The 26,254-nt window shown below is 75.2% G+C and carries 6 protein-coding genes; all 6 read right to left on the reverse strand.

The window, feature by feature from the left end; genetic code table 11:
• Positions 1-92: 92 nt before the first annotated feature.
• The 6 genes from AB0G01_RS20540 to AB0G01_RS20565 all read right to left on the reverse strand — a co-directional run bounded on the left by AB0G01_RS20540 (position 93) and on the right by AB0G01_RS20565 (position 26,244).
• Positions 93-1,133, reverse strand: a complete 1,041-nt coding sequence (locus tag AB0G01_RS20540) for an iron chelate uptake ABC transporter family permease subunit (RefSeq protein ID WP_360947722.1) — start codon at positions 1,131-1,133, stop codon at positions 93-95.
• Positions 1,130-2,119: an iron chelate uptake ABC transporter family permease subunit gene (locus AB0G01_RS20545; protein WP_360947724.1), complete on the reverse strand. Its 990-nt coding sequence runs from the start codon at positions 2,117-2,119 to the stop codon at positions 1,130-1,132. Before AB0G01_RS20545 ends, AB0G01_RS20540 begins: the two co-directional genes overlap by 4 nt.
• On the reverse strand, positions 2,113-2,877 hold the full coding sequence (locus tag AB0G01_RS20550) for a hypothetical protein (protein WP_360947726.1): 765 nt from the start codon (positions 2,875-2,877) through the stop codon (positions 2,113-2,115). The genes AB0G01_RS20545 and AB0G01_RS20550 overlap by 7 nt, the downstream gene beginning before the upstream one ends.
• A gap of 19 nt (positions 2,878-2,896) precedes the next feature.
• Entirely contained in the window at positions 2,897-3,865 is a 969-nt protein-coding gene (locus tag AB0G01_RS20555) for an iron-siderophore ABC transporter substrate-binding protein (RefSeq protein WP_360947728.1), read from the reverse strand.
• Positions 3,866-3,961: 96 nt separating this feature from the next.
• Positions 3,962-6,124 carry a condensation domain-containing protein gene (locus AB0G01_RS20560; RefSeq protein ID WP_360947730.1) on the reverse strand — a complete coding sequence of 721 codons (2,163 nt, stop codon included), beginning with the start codon at positions 6,122-6,124 and terminating at the stop codon, positions 3,962-3,964.
• On the reverse strand, positions 6,121-26,244 hold the full coding sequence (locus AB0G01_RS20565) for a non-ribosomal peptide synthase/polyketide synthase (protein WP_360947732.1): 20,124 nt from the start codon (positions 26,242-26,244) through the stop codon (positions 6,121-6,123). Before AB0G01_RS20565 ends, AB0G01_RS20560 begins: the two co-directional genes overlap by 4 nt.
• Positions 26,245-26,254 lie beyond the last annotated feature (10 nt).

The raw sequence follows: 26,254 nt of genomic DNA on the forward strand, positions 1-26,254 counted from the left end.
AGGTGGTGCTTGCGGTCGGAATCACTGTAGCCTGCTGATTAGGCTAGGCTAACCAACGTTTGAGGTACACCACAGTGCTCCGCTCGGGCGATTCAGCCCCGGCCGGAGCGCCACTCGCGCAGCAGCAGCCAACCGAGGTACGCGCCACCCACCGCGCCGGTCACCACGCCCACCGGGAGCTCGCCCGGCGAGGTGATCTGCTGCGCGACGATGTCGCTGACCAGCAGCAGCACGCCGCCGAGCAGACCGGCGGGCAGCAGCCCCGGACCGGCCGACCCGGTGAGCCGGCGCGACACCTGCGGCGCGACCAGCGACACGAACGCCACCGGCCCCGCGCACGCCGTCGCCACGGCCGTGAGACCGACCGCCGTCACGATCAGCGCCAGCCGGGACCGCTCGACCCGGACGCCCAGCGCCGTCGCGCCCTCGTCGCCGATGTCCAGCACCGACAGCGTCCGGCTCAGCGCCAGCACGGCCGGCAGCAGCACCAGCAGCGCGACCGCCATCAGCGCCGCCTCGGGCCAGCGCCGCTCGTACAGGCTGCCCACGATCCACACCGTGGCGGCGCGCGCGTCGTCCAGGTCGGCCCGCGTCACCAGGTAGTTGTTGAACGCGATCAGCATCGCGCTGACCCCGATGCCGACCAGCACCAGGCGGTACCCGTGCGCGCCGCCCTTGAGCGCCAACAGGTACACGACCGCCGCCGACACCAGGCCGCCGACGAACGCGCCGACGGCGGTCTGCGTGGTCCCGCCGCCGACCAGCAGCAGGACCACCACCGCGCCGGTGGCCGCACCGTGCCCGAACCCGACGATGTCCGGGCTGCCCAGCGGGTTGCGGGTCAGGCTCTGGAACACCGCGCCCGCCACGCCCATGGCGATGCCCACCAGGACGGCGGTCAGCGCGCGCGGCAGCCGGCGGCGTTCGACGAACAGTTCGGCCATCCGCGTGCTCTCGCCGAACACGGCGCGCACCGCGTCGTCCAGCGGCACGTGGTAGTCGCCGAGCACCAGGGCCGCCACCAGCGCCCCGGCGGTGATCACCAGGAGCAGGCCGGAGACCCAGAGCGAACGGGCGTGCAGCCGGAACGAGACCCGCCCGCCCACCAGCCGCACGGAGTTGAGCGCGGTCATAGCTGGGCGACCTTCCTCCCGCGCACCAGGGCGATGAACACCGGCGCGCCCAGGAACGCCGTCACCAGGCCGGCTTCCAGCTCGCTCGGCGGCAGCACCACGCGCCCGACCACGTCCGCGCCCAGCAGCAGGCACGGCGCGAGCACCGCCGAGAACGGCAGCACCCAGCGCTGGTCGGCCCCGACCAGGGACCGCGCGATGTGCGGGACGGTCAACCCGATGAACGAGAACGGGCCGGCGGCGGCCGTCGCGGCACCGCACAGCAGCGTGATCGAGGCGGCGGCGGACAGCCGCACCGTGCCCAGGCTCGCACCCAGCGCGCGCCCGGTCTCGTCGCCCAGCGCGATCACGTTCAACGGCCGCGCGAGCAGCAGGCCCACCACCAGGCCCAGCACCAGCATCGGTCCCACCCGCACCAGCACGTCCAGGTCGCGCCCGGCGAGCCCGCCGACGATCCAGAACCGGAACTGGTCCAACGCCTTGTCGTCCACCAGTTGCACGGCGAACGTGTACGCCACGAGCACCGCGCTGATCGCCGTGCCCGCCAGCGCCAGCCGCACCGGCCCGCCGGCCCGGCCGGAACTGCCCAGCCCGTAGACCACCAGCGCCGCCGCTGCGGCACCGCCGAAGGCGAACCACACGTACTCCAGCGGGCTGGTCAAGCCGAGGAAGCTGATCGCGGACACCACCGCCGCCGCCGCGCCGCTGTTGACGCCGAGCAAACCGGGGTCCGCCAACGGGTTGCGGGTCAGCGCCTGCATCAGCGCGCCCGCCAGGCCCAGCGCGGCACCCACCAGGATGCCCAGGACGGTGCGCGGAACGCGTTGCTGCGCCACGACGAGCGCGTCGTAGGAGCCGTCCGACGACCACAGCGCCTCGAACACCGTCGACAGCGGCACCGACCGCGCGCCGACCGCGATGCTGAGCACCGCGAACCCCATCAGCGCGACCAGGCACAGCAGCAGTCCGACGGACCGGCTCAGCACGGGTCACCGTCGAGCACGTCGGCGAACCCGGTCAGCAGGTCGGCATACACGGCGTGGTCGAACGCGTGCCAGCGATCGGTCCACAGGTGCGCGCCCGGCACATCGTTCCCTTCGTCGAACACGAAAAGCAGGTCGACCCCGGCCGGCACGCGGTCCGCCGGCCACCGCCCGGGGGGCGCGAGCCGCACCCCGAGTTCCCGCAGGGTGACCAGCCAGGGGTAGAGCTCCGGATCGACCACGGCCAACGACCCGTGGCGGACGAACGCGAACGCCACCGCGCGGTCGGGCCGCCACAGCGCCGCCTCCCGGACCCGCCACTTGGCGGCCCGGTACCGGGCGCGGGCGGTGTCCGGCACCGGCGGGCAGCCCAGCGCCGCCGCCAGCGAGCCGACTTCGGCGAACAGCGCGTCGAGCGACTGGCCGGGGGCCTTGAGCGTGAGCCCGACCGCCGGGACGGGCGGGTCCGCCACCATCAGCAACCCGTCGCCGTGCGTCCGGTCGACCACCAGGTCGGCCCGGCGCAGCAGCGCGGGGTCCGGCGACGGGTCGTCCACCGTGTCCAGCCGTGCCACGCCGGACGGGTCGAAGCCCACGGCCGACAGGCAGTCGTCGGCCGGGTCCTCGCCCATCGCGGCGGCCACCGGGCGCACCCCGGCCGCCCAGAGGGTCGAGGTGGCCAGCAGGTCGACCACCGCCACCCGTTCCGGCCGGCGGGGCAGGGTCACCGTGACCCCGCGCCCGTCCGTGTACCGCCACACGCGCTTCTCCCCGGGGTGGCTACTGGCCGAGCGCCTTGCGGATGTCGTCCAGCACGATGCCCGCCGCGACGGGGCCGCCGCGCGAGGTCCACGGCACGCCGTCCACGGTCACGACGTGCTTGGCCTGCACGGCCTTGAGCTGCGTCCAGGTCGGGTTCGCCTCGGCCTGCTTGAGCGCGCCCGCGCCGTCGGCGTTGAGCGTGCCCAGGAACAGCCAGTCGCCGTCGAGCACGTCCAGCTTCTCCAGGCTGACCGGGTCGGACGGGCCGGTGCCGTCGGTCTGCTGCGCCTGCGGGCGCTTGATGCCCAGGTCGCTCACGACGGTGCTGGCGAAGTGCTGCTTCTGGAGGTAGGTCGGACCCTGCGGGTTCCAGCGGACCAGGCTCACCTCGGCGGAGGCGTTCGCGCCGAGCGCGCCCTTGGTGTCGGCGACCTTTTTGTCGTAGTCCTTGAGCACCTCGTCGGCCTTGGCCGAGAGGTTCAGCGCGTTCGCCACGCCCTTCAGGCTGGCCTTCCAGTCGTCCTGGACCAGGCTGGTGACGACGGTGGGCGCGATGGCGTTGAGGTCCGCGATCTGCGCCGGGTCCGGCTCGATGAAGTGGCCGTAGAGGATGATGTCCGGCTTCGGGTCGAGCGCCGCGATCGCGTCCAGGTTCGGTTCCACGATCTCGCCGACCAGCTTGACGTCCGGCACCTTGCCCGCGAGGTAGCCCGCGACGCTGTCGCCCTGCCGGGACTTGCTCGCACCGATCGGCGTGACGCCGAGGGCGACGACCGCGTCCAGGTCGGTCTCGGCGAGCGCGACCACGTTCTTCGGCTTGGCGGGCACGGTGAGCTGCGCGCCGGTCGCGTCCGTGATGGTGCGCGGGCCTTCCTCGGCGGCGGCCGAGGTCGACGAACCGGTGTCCGTGCCGCCGCCTCCCCCGCACGCGGTGAGGGACAGCGCGGCGACCGCCACGGCGGCGAACAGCTTTCTACTGCGGGACATCGTTCTCCCAAAGGGGAAGCGGGGATCGGGGGAGCAGGGGCACCTTACCCCAACATAAGGGCAGCCTAACCTTATGCGGGCGGTAACGGTTCGGCATCACGCGTGGAGATCGCCGGCCGTGGCCACCACGGTCGCCTCGGTGGGACCGTAGGTGTTGATCAACCGGACACCGGTCGCCCGCCACTGCGCGACCCGCGTGGCCAGCGCGGCCTCGCCCCCGATGACGACCGCGCGCACCGAGTCCGGCAGCTTCTCGCCGCTGTCCACACCGTGCGCGACCTCGTGCCAGAACGCGGTCGGGAGATCCAGCAGTGTGACGCGCGAGTCATCGCACGCCCGGAGGAAACCACCGATCGACGCGGTCATCTCGTCGGTCCTCAGCACCAGCGCCGCGCCCGCGCACAGGGTGACGAACACCTCTTCGACGCTGGCGTCGAAGTGCAGGGCGGCGAACTGGAGGACCCGGTCCCGGGCCGTGACGCCGTACCGCGCGCCGGCCGCCCGGACGAACCCGGCCAGCGCCTCCCGGGTCACCAGGACGCCGTTGGGCCGTCCGGTCGAGCCCGAGGTGTGGATGACGTACGCGAGGTTGCCCGGTTTCACCTGTCCCGGCGTGGGATCGGTCCGTCCACTCAGGACGTCCGCGATCCGGATCGGCGGGTTCGCCGCCGCCAGCACGGCCCTGGTGCGCTCCTCGGGTGCGTCGGGGTCCAGCGGCACGTAGGCCGCGCCCGCGAACAGCACGCCGAGCAGCGCGGCGATCGTCTCCGGACGCCGCCGCAGCGCCAGCGACACCAGCACGTCCGGGCCCGCGCCGCGCTCCCGGAGCCCGGCGGCCACCCGGTCGGCCTCCGCGACCAGCTCGGCGTAGGTCAGCCGGGTGCCGCCCTGCTCGACGGCGGTCGCGTCCGGGCGCTCGGCGGCCCGCGCCCGGATCAGGTCGACCACGTCCGGCGCGGGCGGCAGCGGCTCCCGGCGCGGGATCACCCGGTCGGCCAACGGGATTCGGCCGATCGGCCGATCGGGGGTGCGCACGCCCTCGGCCAGGAGGCGCACCAGGCGGTCGCGGTGCCGGGCCAGGTCCCCGTCGTCGTACAGCGCCGGGTTGCCGTCGAGCTCCACGCTGAGCCCGGAGCCGTCGGAGAAGTCCCGCACGCCGACCGCCAGGTCCTCCACCGGACCGGCGGCCAGGTTGCGCATCCGACCCCGGTACCCGTCGAACCTCAGGTCGTTGTCGAACGGCATCACGTTGACCACGGGCCCGAACAGCTTCCGGTTGCCGCCGACCAGGGACAGGTCGCGGCGGATCTGCTCGTGCCGGTAGCGCTGGTGCGGCCGGGTGCGCCGGACCTGCGCGGCGACCTCCCGCGCCAGCGCGGGCAGGGTGTCCGCCGAGCCCACCGGGACGCGCAGCGGCACGATGTTCATCACGATCGACGGCACCCGCAGCAGCGGCGTGCCCAGCCGGCCCATCACCGGCAGGCCCAGCACCACCTCGTCCGCACCGGTCACCCGGTGCAGGTAGCCCGCCACGGCGGCGGTGACCAGGTCGGGCCAGCCCACGCCCTCCCGCCGCGCCAACGCCCGCAGCTCCTCGGCGGGCACCTGCGCGGTGGCCCGCGCGGTGTGGTCGCCGATGCCCGCCAGGCGGTCCACCAGGCCGGGCGGCTCGGGCAGGTCGGCCAGGTAGTCCCGCCAGAAGTCGCCGTCCGCCGCCCGCTTCGGCGAGTCCAGGTAGGACGCCTCGGTCTCCAGCACCGTCGCGAACGGGCCGAACGCCGTGCCGCCGCCGTCGGTGTACAGGTCCGCGACGCGCCGGGCGAGCAGCGAGAAGGCGTAGCCGTCCACCGCGATGTGGTGCACCCGCTGGTGCCAGACCCACCGGTCGTCGGCCAGCTTCAGCAGCGCCTCCGCGAACAGCGGCCCCTCGGCCAGGTCGACCGGGGTCCGCACGTCCGCCCGCATCCACTCCTCGGCCGCCGCGAGCGGGTCGTCGGCGGCGGAGAGGTCCAGCACCGGGAACGGCCACTCGCGCGGTTCGTGCCGCTGCCGGGGTTCCTCGCCCTCCAGCGCGAACCGGGCGTGCAGCGATTCCGCCTCGGCGACCGCCGCGCGCACCGCCCGCTCCAGCCGCGCCGGCTCGACCGGTCCCTCCACCAGCACGTAGTCGGCCGTGTTGTAGACCGGGTTGGCCGGGTCGAGCTGCTGGCCGAACCAGATCGAGGACTGCGCCGCGGACAGCGGCAGGGTGGCGGTCATGACGGGAGCTCCTGGTCCAGGACGGGGCCGATCACCGCGAGGGCGTCGGGGTCGGTCATCTCGTCGTGCGCGGCGTCCACCTCGACCACCCGCACCCGGCCGGTCACGTGCCGCTGCCAGCGCTGCGGGGTGAAGGCGGGTTCCGGCTCCTCGCGGGCGGCGGTGAACAGCACCAGATCGCCGTCGAACACGTCCGGCTCGGCCCCCGCGACCTGCTCGGCGGACGCCAGCAGGTTGTCCACCACGGCGAGCAGGGCAGCCCGGTCGAGGCCGAGCGCACCGTGCTCCAGCACCGCGTCCACCACCTCGTCGCGATCGTCCACAACGGACTTTTCGAGACCGGCCATGGCGAGCAGGAACCGGTGCGCGTCGTTCACGTCCGCGCGCTCCGGGCCACCGGGCGGGTAGGCGTCGAGCATGGCCAGCAGCGCGACCCGGTCGCCCCGGTCGCGCAGCAGGCCCGCGATCCGGTGCGCCACCAGGCCGCCCAGCGAGAAGCCCAGCAGGTGGTACGGCCCGTGCGGCTGGACCTCGCGGATCAGCGCCAGGTAGTCCGCCGCCATCTCCGCCACGCTCGGCGGGCGCATCCCCGGCGTGCTCAACGTCCTGGCCTGCAACGCGTAGAGCGGGCGGTCCGGCAGGTACCGCGCCAGGCCGGCGAAGGACCAGCCGAGCCCCGCCGCCGGCGGCAGGCAGAACAGCGGTGCGCCACTCCCCCGCGCGCGCAGCGGCAGCAGCGGCCGGGTGCCGGCCGAGCCGTCGCCGAGGTTCGCCGCCAGCGCCGCCGGCGTCGGGTTCGCGATCAGGTCGGGGATGCCGACCGTGCGCCCCAGCGCCGTGCCCAGCACCGCCTGCAACCGCACGACGAGCAGCGAGTGCCCGCCCAGCGCGAAGAAGTCGTCGTGCAGGCCGACCTCGGGCAGGCCCAGCACCTCGGCGTACGCGCCGCACAGCAGGCGCTCGACCGGCGTGCGCGGCCGTGCTCCCGGGTGACCGGAGAACTCCGGCGCGGGCAGCGCCTTGCGGTCCAGCTTCGCGTTGGGGGTCAACGGGAAGGCGTCCAGCACCACGACCGCCGCCGGCACCAGGTGCTCGGGCAGCAGGGCCGCCAGCTCGGCGCGCAGGTCGTCGGGCGCGCGGTCGGTCGTCGCGTAGCCGACCAACTGCTTGATGCCCGGCCGGTCCTCGCGCAGCACCACCGCCGCCTGGCGCACGCCGTCCAGCGCGGCCAGCACGTTCTCCACCTCGCCCGGCTCGACCCGGAACCCGCGCAACTGCACCTGGTCGTCGGTGCGGCCGTGGAAGTCCAGGTCCCCGGTGGCGCGCCAGCTCACCAGGTCGCCGGTGCGGTACAGCCGCGAACCGGCCGGGCCGAACGGGTCGGCGACGAACCGCAGCGCGGTCAGGCCCGGTTTGCCGTGGTAGCCGCGCGCCAGTCCCGGTCCGCCCAGGTACAGCTCGCCCGGCACGCCCACCGGCACCGGCCGCAGCGCCGCGTCCAGCACGTACGCGCGGGTGCCGGGGTCGGGCACGCCGATCGGCACCTTGCGCCCGTCCCAGCTCTCGTAGTGCGCCCACAGCGTGGAGTTGACCGTCGCCTCGGTCGGGCCGTACGCGTCGTTGAACCGGACCACGCCACCCCACCGGTGCACGAGTTCCGGCGTCACGGCTTCCGTGCCGCACAACAGGGTCGCCCCCTGCGGCAAGGTGCACTCCTCGGGCAGCGCGCCGAGCACGGCCGGCGGGAGCGCCAGGTGCGTCACGCGGTGTTCGGCGATGTAGTCGGTCAACTCGTGGGAGGCGACTCGGCGGTGCGCGGGGACCACGACCGCCGTGCCACCCGCCAGCACCGCCATCGCCCACTCGAAGAAGGCCAGGTCGAAGCTGATCGACGCGAACAGCAGGACGCGGGACTCCGCGGTGATGCCGAGCGACCGGGTCGCCGTGGCGACCAGCGCCGGCACGCCCTCGTGGGTGACCACGACGCCCTTGGGCAGGCCGGTGGAACCGGAGGTGTAGATCACGTACGCCGGGTGTTCCGGCCGCAGCCCGTGGTCGGGTTCCACCGCCGGCGCGGCGTCCCAGAGCGCCCGGAACCCCGGGTCGTCGAGCAGCAGGGCGTCACCCGTCGGATTGGTGTCCACAGTGGACAGGATCGCGATCGGTGCCGCGTCCCGGAGCAGGTGCTCGATCCGCGCCCTCGGGTAGGACGGGTCGACCGGCAGGTAGGCCGCGCCGGAGCGCAGCACGCCCAGCACCGCGACCACCACGTCGGCGGTGCGCGGCAGCGCCAGGGCCACCGTGGTCTCCGGGCGTGCGCCGCGAGCGGCCAGCAGGTGCGCCAGCCGCGCGGAGCGCTCGTCCAGCTCCCGGTAGGTGAGCCGGACGTCCTCGCAGACCACGGCGATCGCGTCCGGGTCGCGACGGGCGTGCTCGGCGAACATCTCCGGCACCGTGCGGACCGGGTCGTCGACCTCCGTGTCGTTGAACGACTCCACGACCTGGCGGCGCTCCCCGGGCGTGATCAGGTCCAGCGTGCCGACCAGGGCGTCCGGGCGGGTCACGACCTGCTCGACCACCGCGAGCAGGCGTGCGCCCAGGGCCTCCACCTCCGCCGGGCCGAACACGTCCGGCCGGTAGCCCAGTTGCAGCACCAGGTTCGCGCCGGGCAGCACGGACAGGCTCAGCGGGTAGTGCGTGGCGTCCTGGTCGACCGCGCCGGTCACCCGCACGCCGCCGAAGGACTCGGCGGCGGCCTCCGGGTCGAAGGGGTAGTTCTCGTACACCGCCAGCGTGTCGAACAGCTCGCCGATCTCGGCCAGGCCGACGTGCTGGTGCTCCAGCAGGGCGGTCTGCTCGTCCTGGACCCGGGTGGCGAGCGCGGTCACCGTCTCGTCGGGCCGCACCCGCACCCGCACCGGGACGGTGTTGATGAACAACCCCACCATGTCCTCGACGCCCGGAACCTGCGGCGGGCGGCCGGAGACCGTCGTGCCGAACACGACGTCGGTGCGGCCGGTGAGCCCGCCGAGCACCAGCGCCCACACCACCTGCACGACGGTGTTGGACGTGACGCCCGTGCCGCGCGCCCAGCCTTCGAGGCGGCCGGTGAGCTCCGCGGACAGCTCCACCTGGACCTGGTCCGGTCGCACCGGCTCCCGGTCACCGGGCGGGGCGACCAGCGTCGGACCGTCCACATCGGACAGCGCCTTGCGCCAGGCGTCCAGCGCCGCACCGTGGTCCTGCGCGGTGAGCCAGCGCAGGTACTCGCGGTACGGCGTGCGGCGCACCGGCGGCTCGCCGGCGTACCGGCGGAACAGCTCCCGCACGAACAGCGGTGTCGACCAGCCGTCCAGCAGGAGGTGGTGGTTGGTGATCAGCAGGCGGTGACCGGCGTCGGTGCGTTGCAGCGTGATGCGCAGCAGCGGCGGCGCGGTCAGGTCGAACCGGGCCTTGTCCTCCTCGGCGGCGTGCGGCGAGTCGGTGACCCGCCACCAGCCGTCGACCCGCCGGGGCACCACGGCGACCACCCGCCCGCTCGGCGCGGTGTGGAACCCGGCGCGCAGGTTGGGGTTGTCGCGGAGCAGGCCGGCGGCGGCCTGCCGGAGGCGTTCCGCGTCCAGCGGGCCGGTCAGGTCCAGCGCGAGCTGCACGGTGTAGACGTCGGGGCCCTCGTCGTCGAGCAGCGCGTGGAAGTACAGACCTTCCTGCAACGGCGTGGCGGGCCAGATGTCCTCGACGTCGTGCGCGAGCGCCTCCACGTCCCGCCGGGTCAGCGCGACCAGCGGGAAGTCGGACGGCGTGTGGCCGGCTTCGGCGCTCCGCGCCACCTCGGCCACCCGGTGCGCCCACCACTCGGCCAGCGCGCGGACCTCGGCCTCGGCCAGCACACCCGAGGGCCACGACCAGGTCGCGACCAGTTCACCGGCCACGTCCTCGACGTTGATCTCCAGCGCGTGGGTGGCCGGCATGTCGGCGTCCGCGCCGCCGGTCAGCCCGGCGTTCTCCGGGGCCGGCGTCCACTCGCCGTCCGGCGACGCCGTGGCGCGCCCGAGGTAGTTGAACGCGATCTGCGGGCCGGGCCGGGCCGGGAGCCGGTCGCGCAGCAGGCCGAAGCCGATGGTCGACGGCGTGGCGCGCACCTGCTCCTTCACCGTCTTGAGCGGCGAGCGCGTGCCGGGTTCGAGGCGCACCGGGTGCACGGAGGTGAACCACCCGACGGTCCGCGAGGTGTCGACGTCCGGCGCGATGTCGGCGCGGCCGTGGCCCTCCAGGTCGACCAGGACCGGGCCGCCGTCCTCGCGCACGGCCAGCGCCAGCGCGGTGAGCAGCACGTCGTCGATCCGGGCGTGGCACGCCTTCGCGACGTCCTCGGGCGGTGCGCCGGCGGTGATCCGCAGGTGCGCCATGGTGGCCGTGGTGTCCCGCGCCGGGTCGAGCGGACGTGCGCCGAGCAGCGGTTCGTCGACGGCCAGGACCCGTTGCCAGTGCGGGATCTCCGCGCCCAGGTCGAGCGCGGTCAGCGTGCGCGCCCAGCGGCGGAAGGACGTGCCGGTGGCGGGCAGGCCCTCGCCCCGGCACGCGGCGGCCAGGTCCGGCACCAGGATTCGCCAGGACACCTCGTCCACCACCAGGTGGTGGACCACCAGCAGCAGCCGGCCGCGCGCCGCGACGGCGCGGACCACCGTGTGCGCCGGGTCGAGCTCCCGTTGCGCCCGTCGCGCTTCGGCGGCCCAGTCGACCTCGCCGTCCAGCCAGCGCAGGTCGGCGTTCCCGGTCGGCTCGACGGTCAGCGCGCGGCCGACCAGCCTGGCCCGCAGCATGTCGTGCGTGCCGACCAGGGTGTCCAGCGCGGAGCGGAGCCGGGACTCGGTCAGGTCCGGCGTGCGCAGCAGCACGGCCTGGCTGAACCCCCTGGTGCCGGCGGGGAGGTCCAGCAGCCAGCGGACGATCGGCGTCAGCGGCACCTCGCCCCACGCCTCCTCCGGGCGTTCCGCGGTGGTCGTCGTGGTGGCGACCGCCGCCAGCGCGGCGGGCGTGCGCAGGTCGAACACCTGGCGCGGGGTGATGACGACACCGGCCGCGCGGGCGCGGCTCACGAGCTGGATGGAGACGATGCTGTCGCCGCCCAGGTCGAAGAACCCGTCGTCGACGCCGATCCGGGGCGCGCCGAGCAGGTCGGCGAACAGGCCGCACAGCACTTCCTCGGCCGCCGTCGCCGGGGCGCGGTAGGTGCCGGTGCGGAGCTCGGGGTCGGGCAGCGCCGCCCGGTCCACCTTCCCGTTGGGCAGCAGCGGGAGGTCGGCCAGCACGACGACCACGGGCACCATGTGCTCGGGCAGCGCGCGCACCGCGTGCTCGCGCAGCTCCTCGGCGGTGGCCTCGCCCTCGGCGTACCCGACCAGGCGGTTGTCCCGGACCACGACCACGGCGTTGCGCACGGCGGGGTGCGCGGTCAGCACGGCCGCGACCTCGCCGGGTTCGATCCGGTACCCGCGCACCTTGACCTGGTCGTCGGCCCGCCCGAGCAGCTCGACGCCGCGATCGGTCCACCGGGCCAGGTCGCCCGTGCGGTAGGCGCGGGAACCCGGGTCCCCGAGGGGGTCGGCGATGAAGCGCGCGGCGGTGCGGCCGGGCTGTCCGAGGTAGCCCCGGGCCAGGCCCGGCCCGGCCAGGTACAGCTCGCCGACGGCACCGGGCGGGACCGGGCGCAGCGCGGTGTCCAGCACGTAGAGCGAGGTGCCGGCGACCGGCGTGACGGTCTGGTCGGTGTGCCGGATGTAGGCGTCGACCGTGCACTCGGTCGGGCCGTAGCAGTCGTAGACCTCGCCGCGCGCCGCAGTCAGCTTGCGCCACAACGATTCCGGTACCGCCTCGCCGCCGACGCAGAGCACGGCGGGCGGGTCGTCGAACAGCCCGCGCTCGGCCAGTTGCGCCAGGTAGGTCGGGGTGAAGTCGAGGTGGTCGAGGCCGCGTTCCCGCACCAGTGCCAGCACCAGGTCCGGGTCGCGGTAGGTGTCGGCGTCCAGCACGTGCAGCTCGTTGCCCGCCAGCATCCACAGGATCGGGTCCCAGGCCGCGTCGAAGGAGAACGACGCGGTGTGCGTGACCTTGAGCCGGCGGTCGCCGAACAGCGCCGCCCGGTGCGAGGCGAACAGGTTGGCCAGCGCCGAGTGCGGGACCACGACGCCCTTCGGGGTGCCGGTCGACCCGGAGGTGTAGATCGCGTACGCCGCGCTGCCCGGCGGGACCGGGACCGTCGTGCCGACCTCCGGCAGTTCGGGGAGTTCGTCCAGGCGCAGCACGGGTTTCGCGTCGGCCAGCACGTGGGCGATCCGCTCGGCCGGGTAGTCCGGGTCGATCGGGAGCACCGCCGCGCCGGACTTCAGCACGCCGAAGATCGCCACGACGGCGTCGGCCCCGCGCGGCAGCGCCAGCGCCACGAACCGCTCGGGCGCGGCACCGCGCGCGACCAGCCACGCGGCCAGCCGGTCGGACTCCGCGTCGAGCTGCGCGAAGGTCACCGCCCGGTCCGCCACCACCGCGAGCGCGTCGGGCGTCCGGCGCGCCTGGGCGCGCAGGACGTCGGTGACGGGTTCGGCGGGTCGGCCCGGAGCCGTCCGGCGGTCGATCTCCCCCGGCAGCAGGGACGTGGTGCGCGCGGGACGCCGGTCCGGGTCGGTGATCACCGTCGCCAGCAACGCCGCCAGCCGGTCGCCGATGCGGCCGACCTCGGCCGCGTCGCGCAGGTCCGGCCGGTACTCCAGCAGCAGCCGCAGCCGCGCGCCGGGCAGCACGGACAGGGCCAGCGGGTAGTGCGTGGTGTCCCGTCCGCCGACGCCCGCGATCGTGACGCCGCCGACCCGGTGCGCGGCGGTCTCCGGGTCGAACGGGTAGTTCTCGAACACCACCAGCGTGTCGAACAGCCGGCCGACACCCCGCTGGAGGTCCGCCAGCGCCACGTGGTGGTGCTCGCCCAGCGCCGCCTGCTCGCGCTGGACCCGCGTCACGAGCGCGCGGAACGTCTCGTCGCGGTCCTGCCGCACCCGCACCGGGACGGTGTTGATGAACAGGCCGATCATCGCGTCGACGTCCGGGAGCTCGGCGGGCCGCCCGGACACCGTCGCGCCGAACACCACGTCGTCGCGCCCGGTCAGGTGGCCGAGCAGGACCGCCCAGGCGACCTGCACGACCGTGTTGACGGTGACGCCCAGCTCTTGCGCCAGCCGCGCCAGCCGCCGGGTGAGGTCCTCGGTCAGCTCGACCGCGACCTCCTCCGGGTCCACCGCGTCCTGCGACGCGCCGGGGCTGACCAGGGTCGGCTCGACGCCCGCCAGGGCTTCCCGCCACACGTCGAGCGAGCTGCCCGACCGCTCACCCAGCCACTCCAGGTAGCGGCGGAACGGCGGCACGGCCGCCGGGCGCTCACCGGCGTAGTGCGCGAACAGCTCTTGGACGAGCAACGGCGTCGACCAGCCGTCCAGCAGCAGGTGGTGGCTGCTCAGCACGAACCGGAACCGGTCGTCGCCCAGGCGCAGCAGGGCGCACCGCAGCAACGGCGGCGCGTCCAGGTCGAAGCGGACGCGCTGGTCCTCCTTCAGGAATTCGTCCGGGTCCACGCCGTGCGGCTCGATCCACGGCACCTCGACCGCCTCCGGCACGTAGGCGAACCCGCCGCGCACGCCGACCCGGAGGTTGTCGTGCCGGGCCACCAGCGCGTCCACGGCCGCGCGCAGCGCCGGGACGTCCAAGGCCCCGTGCAGGTCCAGCGTGAGCTGCGTGAGGTAGAGGTCGGGGCCCTCGTCGTCGAGCAACGCGTGGAACGCCATGCCCTGCTGCAACGGGGTCAGCGGCCAGACGTCGAGCACGCCGTGCGGCAGACCGTCCACTTCGGACTGGGTCAGCGTCGCGAGCGGGAAGTCCGACGGCGTGCGACCGGCTTCGCGGACCTCGGCGAGCTCGGCCAGCGCGGCGGTCCAGCGCCGGGCGAGGTCGGCCACCTCGACCTCGGTCAGCACGCCGTCCTGCCACGACCACACCGCGGACAGCACGTCGTCCGCGGCGTCCACGTTGACCTCCAGCGGGTACGCGGCCGGCAGCCGGTCCGCGCCACCCCGCAGCAGGTCCGGTTCGGGCGTCCACGCGCCGCCGGGCGCGCCGGTCGTGCGACCGAGGTAGTTGAAGCAGATCCGGCCGCCGTCGACGGTGCCCAGCAGGCCGAAGCCCAGGCCGTGGTCGGGCGCGGCGCGGAGCTGCTCCTTCACCCGCTTCAACGCGGTGACGACGTCGCCTCGGCCGTCCAGCGGCACCGGGTACAGGCAGGTGAACCAGCCGACCGCGCGGGACAGGTCCAGCTCGCCGTCCCGGCCGTGGCCCTCGACGTCCACCAGGACCTCGTCCGCGTCGCCGTAGCCGTGGTCGCGTCGCCAGCCGGGCAGCACCCGGGCCAGCGCGGTCAGCAGCACGTCCTGCACGGTGCCGCGCACCGCCGCCGGAACGGTGGTCAGCAGCGGCCCGGCGGGGACGGTGACCGCGAGCCGACGGGTCGTGGCGGCCGTGTCGTCCCGGGTCAGCGGACGGGAGCCGAGCACGGGTTCGGTGCGCGCCAACGCGTTCCAGTAGTCCGCGCGCGGGTCGCGGTCCACCAGCGAGCAGGCCCACGTCCGGTACGACACCGGCACCGGGTCCAGCGCACGGCCCGCGCACGCGGCTTCCAGATCACCGAGGACGATCCGCCACGACACCGCGTCCACGACGAGGTGGTGCGCCACCAGCAGGAGCCGGTCGCCGAGCCGCACCGCGCGGAACATTACGCCGCCGACCGGGTCCAGCTCGTCCTGCGCGGCGCGCAGCTCCACCGCCACGTCGCCGGTGCCGACGCGCAGGCCGACCTCCGGCGACGCGGGCACGTCCAGCCGCCACGGGTCGCCGGGCACGAGGCGCGCGCCCAGCACGGGGTGCCGGTCGACCAGGGCCCGCAGGCCGGCCGCCAGCTCCTCGTCGGTGAGCGCGGCGGGCAGCCGGACCAGGACCTCCTGGCTGTAGGCCGACATCCGCTCCGGCTCGTCGCCGACCAGGGCCGCCAGCCAGCGGGTGATGGGCGGTGCGGGCAGGTCGCCGTGCGCGGCCTCGGCGGGTTCCGCGGTGTCCGCCACGAGCGGCGCGAGCACCGCCGCGATCCGGGCCGGGGTGCGCTCGGTGAACACCTGGCGCGCGGTGAGCGCGTACCCGGCCGCGCGAATCCGGCTGACGAGCTGGATGGAGACGATGCTGTCGCCGCCGAGTTCGAAGAACCCGTCGTCGACGCCGACCGCGACGCCGAGCAGGTCCGCGAACGCCTGGCACACCACGCGTTCGCCCTCGGTGCGCGGTCCGGCCACGGTCCGCTCCGGTGCGGTCGGCGCGGGCAGGGCGGCGCGGTCGACCTTGCCGTTGGGGGTCGACGGCAGTTCGTCCAGCGCGACGACCACCGCCGGCACCAGGTGGGCGGGCAGGCTGGCGGCGAGCACGTCCCGCAGGCCGTCCGCCGGCGTGCCGACGACGTAGCCCACCAGGCGGCGGTCCCGGACCACGGCGGCGGCGGCCGTGACGCCGTCGAGGGCCGCCAGCGCCGCCTCCACCTCGCCGAGCTCGATCCGGTAGCCCCGGACCTTCACCTGGTCGTCGGCCCGGCCCCGGAAGCGCAGCTCCCCGTCGCCGGACAGGGTGGCCAGGTCGCCGGTGCGGTACATCAGGGTGCCGGGCGCGCCGTGCGGGTCGGCCACGAACCGCTGCGCGGTGAGGCCCGGGTTGCCCAGGTAGCCCCGGGCCAGGCCGGGTCCGGCCAGGTACAGCTCGCCCGCGACGCCCGGCGCGACCGGCCGGAGCGCGCCGTCGAGCACGCGGGTCGTGGTGCCGGCGATCGGGCTCTCGCCGTCGCGGTGACGCAGGTAGGCGTCCACGGTGTACTCGGTGGGGCCGTACAGGTCGACCGCGCGGACACCGGACAGCCTGTCCCACAGCGACTCCGGCACCGCCTCACCGCCGACGCAGACCACGCCGGGCCGGTGCGCGCCGGTCAGCAGGCCCCGGTCCACGAGCTGGGTCAGGAACGTCGGCGTGAAGTCGACGACGTCGATCCGCTCACGGCGCACCAGCTCGACGAACGCGTCGGGGTCGCGGTAGACGTCCTCGCCGACGACGTGCAGTTCGTGCCCGGCGACCATCCACAGGATCGGGTCCCACGCCGCGTCGAACGACAGCGAGGCGGTGTGCGAGACGCGCCGGCGCTCCTCGCCGAACAGGTCCCTCCGGTGTCCGGCGAGCAGGTTCGCCAGTGCCCGGTGCGGCACGACGACGCCCTTGGGCCGCCCGGTCGACCCGGAGGTGTAGATCACGTAGGCCGCGTCGTCCCGCGACGGCCACGGCAAGTCCCTCGTGCCCGCCGTTTCGGGCAGGTCGCGCAGCACGAGCGCCGGCCGGGCGTCCTCGGTCATGAGCGCGAGCCGCTCGGCCGGGTACTCCGGGTCCAGCGGCAGGGCGACCGCACCGGCCCGCAGCACGGCGAGCAGCGCGACGACCGCGTCCGCGCCCCGTGCCAGGGCGAGCCCCACCACGTGCTCGCGGGCCACGCCCCGGTCGGCGAGCCAGGCCGCGACCCGGTCCACGTCCCGGGCCAGCTCGGCGAACGTCCGGGAGCCGCCGCCGTCGCTCAGCGCGACCGCGTCCGGGGTCAGGGTGACCTGCCGGGCCAGGGCCTCCGGGATCGAGGGGCCCTCGACCGGGGCACCGAGCGGGACCGGCGCGGGCGGGGCGAGCGGGAGCCGGCCCACGGGCAGGTCGGGTTGCCCGGCGAACGCCGTCAGCACCGCGAGCAGCGCGGCCAGCACGGGTTCGGCGTCGACCACGTCCGGCCGGTGTTCCAGGTCCACCCGCAGGCTCTCGGCGGGGGTCACGGTCAGGCCCAGCGGGAACGGCGTCGCGTCCCGGCCGGCGACCGCCGAGACCCGCAGGCCCGGGACGGGTTCCGCCGCCTTGTCGGCGTCGAACGGGTAGTTCTCGAACACCGCGAGGGTGTCGAACAGCTCGCCGTGGTCGCGCTGGAGGTCGGACAGGCCCACGTGCTGGTGGTCCAGCAACGCGGTCTGCTCGTCCTGCACGCGCGCCAGCAGCGCGGTCAGCGTTTCGGCGGGGTCCAGCCGCACCCGGACCGGGACGGTGTTGATGAACAGGCCCACGACGTTCTCGATGCCGGGCACCTGCGGCGGGCGGCCGGACACCGTCGTCCCGAACACCACGTCGGACGAACCGGTCAGCCCGCTCAGCACCAGCGCCCACGCGGTCTGCACCAGCGTGTTCAGCGTGACGCCGGCGGCCTTGGCCCGCTCGCCCAGCGCGGTGCCGAACGACGGGTCGAGCGTGGTGCGCAGCGTGTCCGGCAGGGCCGGCGCGCGGTCCGCCGACGAGCCGCCGACCAGCGTCGGCCGGACGTCGGCCAGGGCCGCCCGCCAGGTGTTCGCGGTGTCGTCGGCGTCCCGGGAGGTCAGCCACCGCAGGTACTCGTGCGGTCCGGTGACGGGGCGGGGTTCGACGCCCTGGTACAGCGCGAAGAGGTCGTCCAGCAGCAACGGCGTCGACCAGCCGTCCAGCAGCACGTGGTGGTTGCTGATCAGCAGGCGGTGCCGGTCGGTCCCGGTGCGGGTCAGCGTGCAGCGGATCAGCGGCGGCACGGCGAGGTCGAAGCGGAGGGCCGCGTCCTCCTCGGTGACGCGGTGCAGCGCGGCGTCGACGTCCTGGCCCCGTACGTCCAGGTACCGCCAGCCGACGTCGACCCGCCGGTGCACCAGGGCGTGCCGGGTGTCGGGGAACGCCGTGCGCAGCGTCGCGTGCCGGTCGACCAAGCCCTGCGCGGCGCGGTGCAGCGCTTCGGCGTCCAGCGGTCCGCGCAGGTCGAGCGCGAGCTGGGTCAGGTAGACGTCCGGGCCGCCCCGGTCGAACTCCGCCTGGAACACCATGCCCTGCTGCAACGCGGTCAGCGGCCAGACCTCGACCACCTCGGCGGGCAGGGCGTCCACTTCGGACTGGTCGAGCGCGGCCAGCGGGAAGTCCGACGGGGTGCGGACCTCGGCCGGGATCTCGGCCAGCGCCCGCACCCAGGCGTCGGCCAGGGCGCGCACCTCGGCCTCGTCCAGCACGCCGGCGGGCCACGCCCACGTGGCGGTCAGCTCGCCGTCGTGCGACGCGGCGTCGATCTCGATGGCGTGCACGGCGGGCATCCCCGGGTCGATCCCGCCGACCAGCGACGAGTTTTCCCGCGCCACGGCGAAGTCGGCGTCCTGCGGGGCGGGCAGCCGGCCGAGGTAGTTGAACCCGACCCGGGGCCGGGGGAAGTCGACCCCGCGCAGGTGCCGCAGCACGCCGAACCCGGCCACCGGCGGCAGCGCGCGGACCTGCTCCCGGACCGCCTTCACCGCCTCCGTCGCGGTGCCCGCGCCGGGCGTGAGGCGCAGCGGGTGCACGGCGGTGAACCAGCCGACCGTGCGGGACACGTCCAGGTCGCCGTCCCGGCCGTGCGCTTCCCGGTCCACGACCAGGCTTTCGACGCCCCGGACCCGGCGGAACGCCAGGGCCAGCGCGGTGAGCAGGGCGTCGTCGGCGTTCTTCGGCTCGGGAGCGGTGACGGTCAGCCGCCGCACGGTCGCCTCGGTGTCCACGGCCGGGTCGAGCGGCCGGCCCAGCGGGAGGTCCGCGCCGTCCAGCACGGCCGCCCACGCGGGCAGGTCCGCCGCGTAGTCGCCCTGGGCCCGCGCCCAGGTGCGGAAGGCCACGCCGGTGCGCGGCAGTTCGACGCCCCGGTAGGCATCGGCCAGGTCGGACAGCAGGATTCGCCACGACACGGCGTCCACCACGAGGTGGTGCACGGTCAGCAGCAGCCGGCCGAGGTCCTCGAACCACACGGCCTGCACCATCACGCCCGCGTCCGGGTCGAGCCGGTCGCGCGCGGCGGCCGATTCGGCCTCGACGTCGCCGACGGCCCGCCGGAAGACCTCCGGCGCGGTTCCCGGCACGGTCAACGACCACCGCTCGCCGCGCACCAGGCGCGCGCGCAGCAGGTCGTGCCGGGCCAGCAGGGCCCCGACCGCGTGGCGCAGCCGGGTTTCGTCACCGGGCACCCGGAGCAGCAGCGCCTGGTGGTAGCCCGACACCGGCGCGTCCAGCTCGCCCAGCCACGCGGTCATCGGGGTGGCCGGGACGTCGCCCAGCGCGTCCGCCGCGGTGTCGTGGACGTCCGGTTGGGCGAGCGGTGCGGCGACGGCGGCGAGCCCGCGCGCGGTCTTGTGCGTGAACACGTCCCGCGCGGTGAGCCCGAGCCCGGCCGCCCGCGCCCGGCTGACGAGCTGGATGGAGACGATGCTGTCGCCGCCGAGGTCGAAGAACCCGTCGTCCGGGCCCACCTCGTCGAGTCGCAGCACCTCCGCGACCAGCGCGCAGAGCAGGCGCTCGGTGTCGTCGGCGGGCTCGGACGAACCCCGGGTGAACGTCGGCGCGGGCAGCGCCGCCACGTCCAGCTTGTCGTTGGCGGTGCGCGGGAACGCGTCCAGCGCCACGACGGCGGCCGGCACCATGTAGTCCGGCAGCACGCCGCCGACGTGCGCCCGCAGCGCCGCACCGTCCACATCGGACGGTGTCACGTAGGCGATCAGCCGACCGTCGCGCAGCACCACGGCGGCCTGCCCGACGGCGGGGTGGGCGGCCAGGGCGGCTTCGACCTCGCCCGGCTCGATCCGGAAGCCGCGCACCTTGACCTGGTCGTCCGCCCGACCGAGCACGGCCAGGCCGCGCGGCGTCCAGCGGGCCAGGTCGCCGGTCCGGTAGAGCCGGGAACCGGCCGGGCCGAACGGGTTCGCGACGAACCGCTCGGCGGTCGCGCCGGGGCGGCCGAGGTAGCCGCGCGCGAGCGACGCGCCCGCCAGGTACAGCTCGCCCACCACGCCGGCCGGGACCGGGCGCAGCCGGGCGTCGAGCAACAGCGCGGCGCTGCCCGCCACCGGGCGTCCGCCGTCCTCGTCCCACCAGTACGCGTCGACCGTGCACTCCGTGGGGCCGTACAGGTTCAGCGCCCGCACGCCCGGCCGGACCAGCTCGTCCCACAGCGCGTCCGGCACGGCCTCGCCGCCGACCGCGATCACGCCGGGCACGTAGGCGTTGTCGAACAACCCTTCGTCGACCAGTTCCCGCAGGTAGGACGGGGTGAAGTCGAGGTAGTCGAGCTCCTTGTCCGCGACCCGCGCGAGCATCGCGGCCGGGTCCCGGTAGACCTCGCCGGGCACGACGTCGAGCAGGTGACCGGCCAGCATCCACAGCACCGGGTCCCAGGACGCGTCGAACGAGAACGACGCGGTGTGCGCGACGGTCAGCCGGCGGCCGGTCGTGACCAGGTCCCGGCGGTGCGCCGCGAGCAGGGCCGCGATGCCGGCGTGCGTGACGACGACGCCCTTGGGCCTGCCGGTCGACCCCGAGGTGTAGAGCAGGTACGCGGCCGATGCGGGTGCGATGTCCCACTTCGGCCCGGTGCCCACGACATCGGGCAGCTCGTCGAGCACCAGCACCGGCTCGGCGTCCGCGATCATGGCGTCCAGCCGGGCTCGCGGGTAGTCGCGGTCCAGGTTCAGCGCCACTGCGCCGGCCGCGAGCACGCCGAGCAGCGCGACCACCGAGTCGACGCCGCGCGGCACGGTGATCGCGACGACGCGCTCCGGGCCGGCTCCGCGATCGCGCAGCCAGTGCGCCAGGCCGTGCACGCGCGCGCGCAACTCGCCGTAGGTCAGCGTCGTGGTGTCGTCGGTGACCGCCGGGAGCCCGGCGGGCAGGCCGTCGAGCACCTCCGGCAGCAACGGCGCGGCCACCGGCTCCGGTGCGACGGCGTGCTCGCCGGGCAGCAGCACGTCCAAGTCGCCCAGCACCCGGTCCGGTTCCGCGCACGCCTGGCGCAGCAACGAGACCAGCCGCTCGGCCATGCCGTCCACAGTGGACTCGTCGAACAGGTCGGTGCGGTACTCGACGAACCCGGCCATGCCGGGGGTACCGGGCACCTCGTGCACGCTGAAGGTGAGGTCGAACTTCGAGGTCTCCTGCGCGGCCTGCGCGATCTCCGCGGTGAGCCCGGCCAGCTCCGGCGGGCGGCGCTCGCCGATCTGGTGGCTCACCATCACCTGGAACAGCGGGTGGTGGGCGGCCGAGCGCTCCGGGTTGACCGCCTCGACCACCCGGTCGAAGGGCAGGTCGGCGTGGTCGAACGCGGCCAGGTCGGTCTGCCGCACCCGGTCCAGCAGGGTCCGGAACGACGGGTCGCCCGCCAGGTCCACCCGCAGCACCAGGGTGTTGACGAAGAACCCGACCAGCCGGTCCAGCGCGGGGTCCGGGCGGCCCTCGACGGGTGCGCCCAGCGGAACGTCCTCGCCCGCGCCCAGCCGGGACAGCAGCGCCGCGACGGCGGCCTGCACGACCATGAACACGCTGGTACCGGTGGACCGGGCCAGGCCGCGCACGGCGTCGTGGAGCTCGCCCCCGATCTGGAACCCGTGCAGCGCACCGGCGACGCCGGCCACCGCCGGGTGCGGGCGGTCGGTCGGCAGCGTCAGCCTGGTCGGCAGGCCGGCCAGCGCGGTCGTCCAGTGCGCGAGCTGCGCCTGGTCGACCTGCGCCAGGAGGTCGTTGTGCCACAACGTGTAATCGGCGTACTGCACCGGCAACGGCGACCACGTGGGCGCTTCGCCGCGCAGGCGTGCGCCGTAGGCGGTGGACAGGTCGGTCGCGAGCGGCTCCAGGGACGCCTCGTCGCCCGCCACGTGGTGCAGCAGGAGCAACAGGCGGTGCTCGTCCGGGCCGTCGACCGCCAAAGACGCGCGCAGCGGCGGTTCGCTGGCCAGGTCGAACACGTAGCCGGGCTCCAGCCGGTCCACCCGGTGGAGCACCGGGCGGTCGTCCCGCACGACCTGGCGCGGACGTCCGTCCACCTCGGGGAACACCGTGCGCAGCGTCTCGTGGCGCTCGACCACGTCCGCCAGCGCGGCCTCCAGCGCCGGCACGTCGAGCGCACCGGTCAGGCGCAGCAGCAGCGGCAGGTTGTAGCCGGCGTTGGGGCCGTCCACGCGACCCAGGAACCACAGCCGCCGCTGGGGCGCGGACAGCGGCAGTTCGTCGGGGCGCTCGGCGACGACGAGCGGCGGGCGGGCCGGGCCGCTGTCGTCCACCAGCAGCGCGAGCGCGGCCGGCGACGGCGCGGCGAACAGCGACCGCAGCGGCAGGTCCACGCCGAGTTCGGCGCGCACGCGGCCGACCAGGCGGGTGGCGAGCAGGGAGTGCCCGCCCAGGGCGAAGAAGTCGTCGTCCACACCGGCCGGGACGCCCAGCACGTCCTCGAACACCCGGCACAGGGCCGCTTCGCGGGCGGTGGCGGGCGCGCGGGACGCCGTGGCCTCCACCACGGGCGCGGGCAGGGCCTTGCGGTCGAGCTTCCCGTTGGCGGACAACGGGAGTTCGTCCAGCACCACGAACGCGGACGGCAGCATGTAGTCCGGCAGCACGGTCGACGCGAACCGCCGCACCTCGGCCGGGTCCGGCGTGCCCGCGAGGTAGCCGACCAGCGCGGGCTCGCCACCCGCGCCCTCCCGGAGCAGCACGGCGGCGGCGCGCACCCCCGGCGCGGCGGACAGCGCCGCCTCCACCTCGCCCAGCTCGATCCGGAAGCCGCGCAGCTTGACCTGGTGGTCCACCCGGCCCAGGAACTCCACCACGCCGTCGGCCGTCCAGCGGGCCAGGTCGCCCGTGCGGTACATGCGGGTGCCGGCGGGGCCGTACGGGTCGGCGACGAACCGCTCGGCGGTCAGGCCGGGGCGGTCGAGGTAGCCCCGGGCCAACTGCGCGCCCGTCAGGTACAGCTCGCCCGCGACGTTCGCGGGCACCGGCCGCAGCGCCGGGTCCAGCACCCGCACGCCGGTGTTCCACACCGGGCGGCCGATCGGGACCGCCGCACCGTCGGCGTTGGAGACCTGCCACGCGGTGACGTCCACGGACGCCTCGGTCGGGCCGTAGAGGTTGTGCAGCTCGACGTGCAGCAGCTCGCGGCACCGGCGGGCCACGTCGCCGGGCAGGGCTTCGCCGCTGCACACCACCCGGAACAGGCTGGAGCACCCGACCGCGGTCGGTTCGTCCAGGAACGCCCGCAGCATCGACGGTACGAAGTGGACGGTCGTGACGCGGTGCTCGCGGATGACCGAGGCGAGGTAGGCGGGATCGCGGTGGCCGTCCGGTCGGGCCACCACCAGCGTCGCGCCGACCAGCAGCGGCCAGAAGAACTCCCACACCGACACGTCGAAGGTCGCCGGGGTCTTCTGCAACACCCGCTCGTCGGGGGCGAGCCGGTACCGGTCCTGCATCCACAGCAGGCGGTTCACGATCCCCCGGTGCGGCACCACGACGCCCTTCGGCCGGCCGGTGGAGCCGGAGGTGAAGATCACGTAGGCGGCGTCGTCCGGCGACAGCGCCGGCAGCGGGCGCGGGTCGACCCGGGGCAGCGGGGCGTCCAGCCGCACCACGGGGAAACCGGGGAAGTCGCGGTCGGCGAGGACCGCGACCGGTCCGGCGTCCGCCAGGACACCGGCGATCCGGTCGGCCGGGTGGTCGACGTCCAGCGGGAGGTACGCCGCCCCGGCCCGCTGCACCGCGTGCAGCGCCACGACGAGGTCGAGCGACCGGGGCAGCGCCACGGCGACGATCCGGTCCCGCCCCGCGCCGACCGAGGCCAGCACCTGGGCGAGTTCCTCCACCCGGCGGTCGAACTCGGCGTAGGTGATCTCCCGCTCGCCGGCGGCCCGCTGCCCGTCGACCACCGCGATCGCGTCGGGCGTCCACGCCGCCTGGCGGCGCAGCAGGTGCGGCAGGGTGGTCGGCGGGACGGCCCGCCGCGTCGCGTTCCAGCGGTGCAGCACCTCGTCGCGCTCCCGGGCGGAGAGCAGGTCCACGTCCTCGATGCCCCGGGAGGGGTCGGCGGTGACGGCGTCGAGCAGGCGCGCGAACCGCTCGCCGAGCGTGCGGGCCGTGGTCGGGTCGAACAGGTCGGAGCGGTACTCGACGCTGCCGGTCATCGCCGACCCGGTGTCCACCACGCCGAAGGTGAGGTCGAACTTCGCCGTGCCGACCCCGGTGACGTCCACAGTGGACTTGAGCCCCGGCAGGTCGAGCCGCTCGGCGAGCCCGGCGCGGTGCACCAGCAGCACCTGGAACAGCGGCGAGTGGGCCGGCGAGCGCGGCGGGTTGAGCTCTTCGACCACCTGCTCGAACGGCACGTCGGAGTGGTCGAACGCGGCCAGGTCGACCTGGCGCACGGCCTCCAGCAGCTCCTCGAACGTGACCAGGTCGGCGGTGTCCACCCGCAGCGCCAGGGTGTTGACGAAGAAGCCGACGAGCTGGTCGAGCGCGCGGTCACCCCGCCCGGCGACGGGCGTGCCGATGGTGATGTCGGTGCCCGCGCCGAGCCGGCGCAGCAGGGCCGTGAGGCAGGCGTGCAGCACCATGAACACGCTCGCGCCGGTCCGCGCGGCCAACGTCCGGACGGCGTGCGCGGTGCGCGGCGTGATGGTGAACGGCGCGGTGTCGCCGGCCGTGCCCGCGACGGCGGGGCGGAGGCGGTCGGTCGGCAGCTCCAGCACGTCCGGCGCGCCCGCGAGGGCGGTGCGCCAGTGGTCGAGCTGGGTGCCGGCGGCGAGCACGTCCCGTTGCCACAGCGCGTAGTCGGCGTAGCGCACGGGCAGCTCGGGCCAGGCGGGCTCGTCGCCGTCGAGGCGGGCGCGGTAGGCCGCGGCGAGGTCGCCCACCAGCGGGCCCATGGACCACTCGTCGGCCGCGATGTGGTGCAGCAGCAGGACCAGGACGTGCCGGTCGCCCGGGCCGCGCACGACGGTGCAGCGGACCGGCGGCTCGGCGGTCAGGTCGAAGGTGCGGCGGATCTCCTGGCGCACCAGCGATTCCGGGTCGCCGGCGGGCACCGCGACGAGGTCCGGGCCGACGTCGAGCACCCGCGCGTGCGGCGTGCCGTCCGGGCCCTCGGGGAAGACGGTGCGCAGCGATTCGTGGCGCGCGGACACGTCGGCCAGCGCGGCCCGCAACGCGCGCTCGTCCAGCGCACCGGTCAGCCGCACCACCAGCGGCAGGTTGTAGGTGATGTCGGCGGGGTCGAGCCGGTGCAGGAACCACAGGCGCTGCTGCGCGAACGACAGCGGCAACCGGTCCGGCAGGGTGCGGCGGGTCAGCGCCGGGCGGCCGAGCTCGGTGAGCGCGGCGGCCACGGCGGCGGGCGTGGGCTCGGCGAACAGGGCGCGCAGCGACAGGTCCCGGCCGAGTTCCGCGCGGATCGCGCCGATCAGCCGGGTGGCCAGCAGCGAGTGCCCGCCCAGGGCGAAGAAGTCGTCGTCCGCGCCGAACCCAGGCAGGCCGAGCACCCCGGCGAACAGCTCGCACAGCCGGGTTTCCAGGGGTGAGGCGGGTGCGCGGCCGGCGGTGTCGGCGGTCGGCGCGGGCAGTGCCCTCCGGTCGACCTTCCCGTTGGAGGTCAACGGGATGCGGTCCACGGGCACGATCGCCGCGGGCACCAGGTACTCGGGCAGCACGCGGGACAGCGCGGCCCGCACCCCGGCCGGGTCCAGCGACTCCGGCACGACGTACCCGACCAGCCGCAGCGCGCCGCCGGCGTCGGGCAGCGGCAGCACGGCCGCGCCGTCGACACCGGGCAGCGCGGTCAGCGCGGCGGCGACCTCGCGCGGCTCGACCCGGAAGCCGCGGACCTTGACCTGCTCGTCCGCCCGGCCCACGTACTCGAATTCGCCGTCCGGCCGCTCCCGGACCAGGTCGCCGGTCCGGTACATGCGGGAACCCGCAGGGCCGTGCGGGTCGGCGACGAACCTGGCGGCGGTCAGGCCGGGGTTGCCGAGGTAGCCGCGCGCCAGCCCGTCACCCGCCAGGTAGAGCTCTCCGACCAGTCCTTCGGCGACGGGTTGGAGTCCGCCGTCGAGGACGTACGCCCCGGTGTTGGCGAGCGGCCGACCGATGGACACGGCGGACGGGGGCGGTGCGCTGTCGGGCATGGCGGATTGC

Origin of the sequence: Actinosynnema sp. NPDC023587, assembly GCF_040640215.1 — a bacterium.
Classification (GTDB): Bacteria; Actinomycetota; Actinomycetes; order Mycobacteriales; family Pseudonocardiaceae; genus Actinosynnema.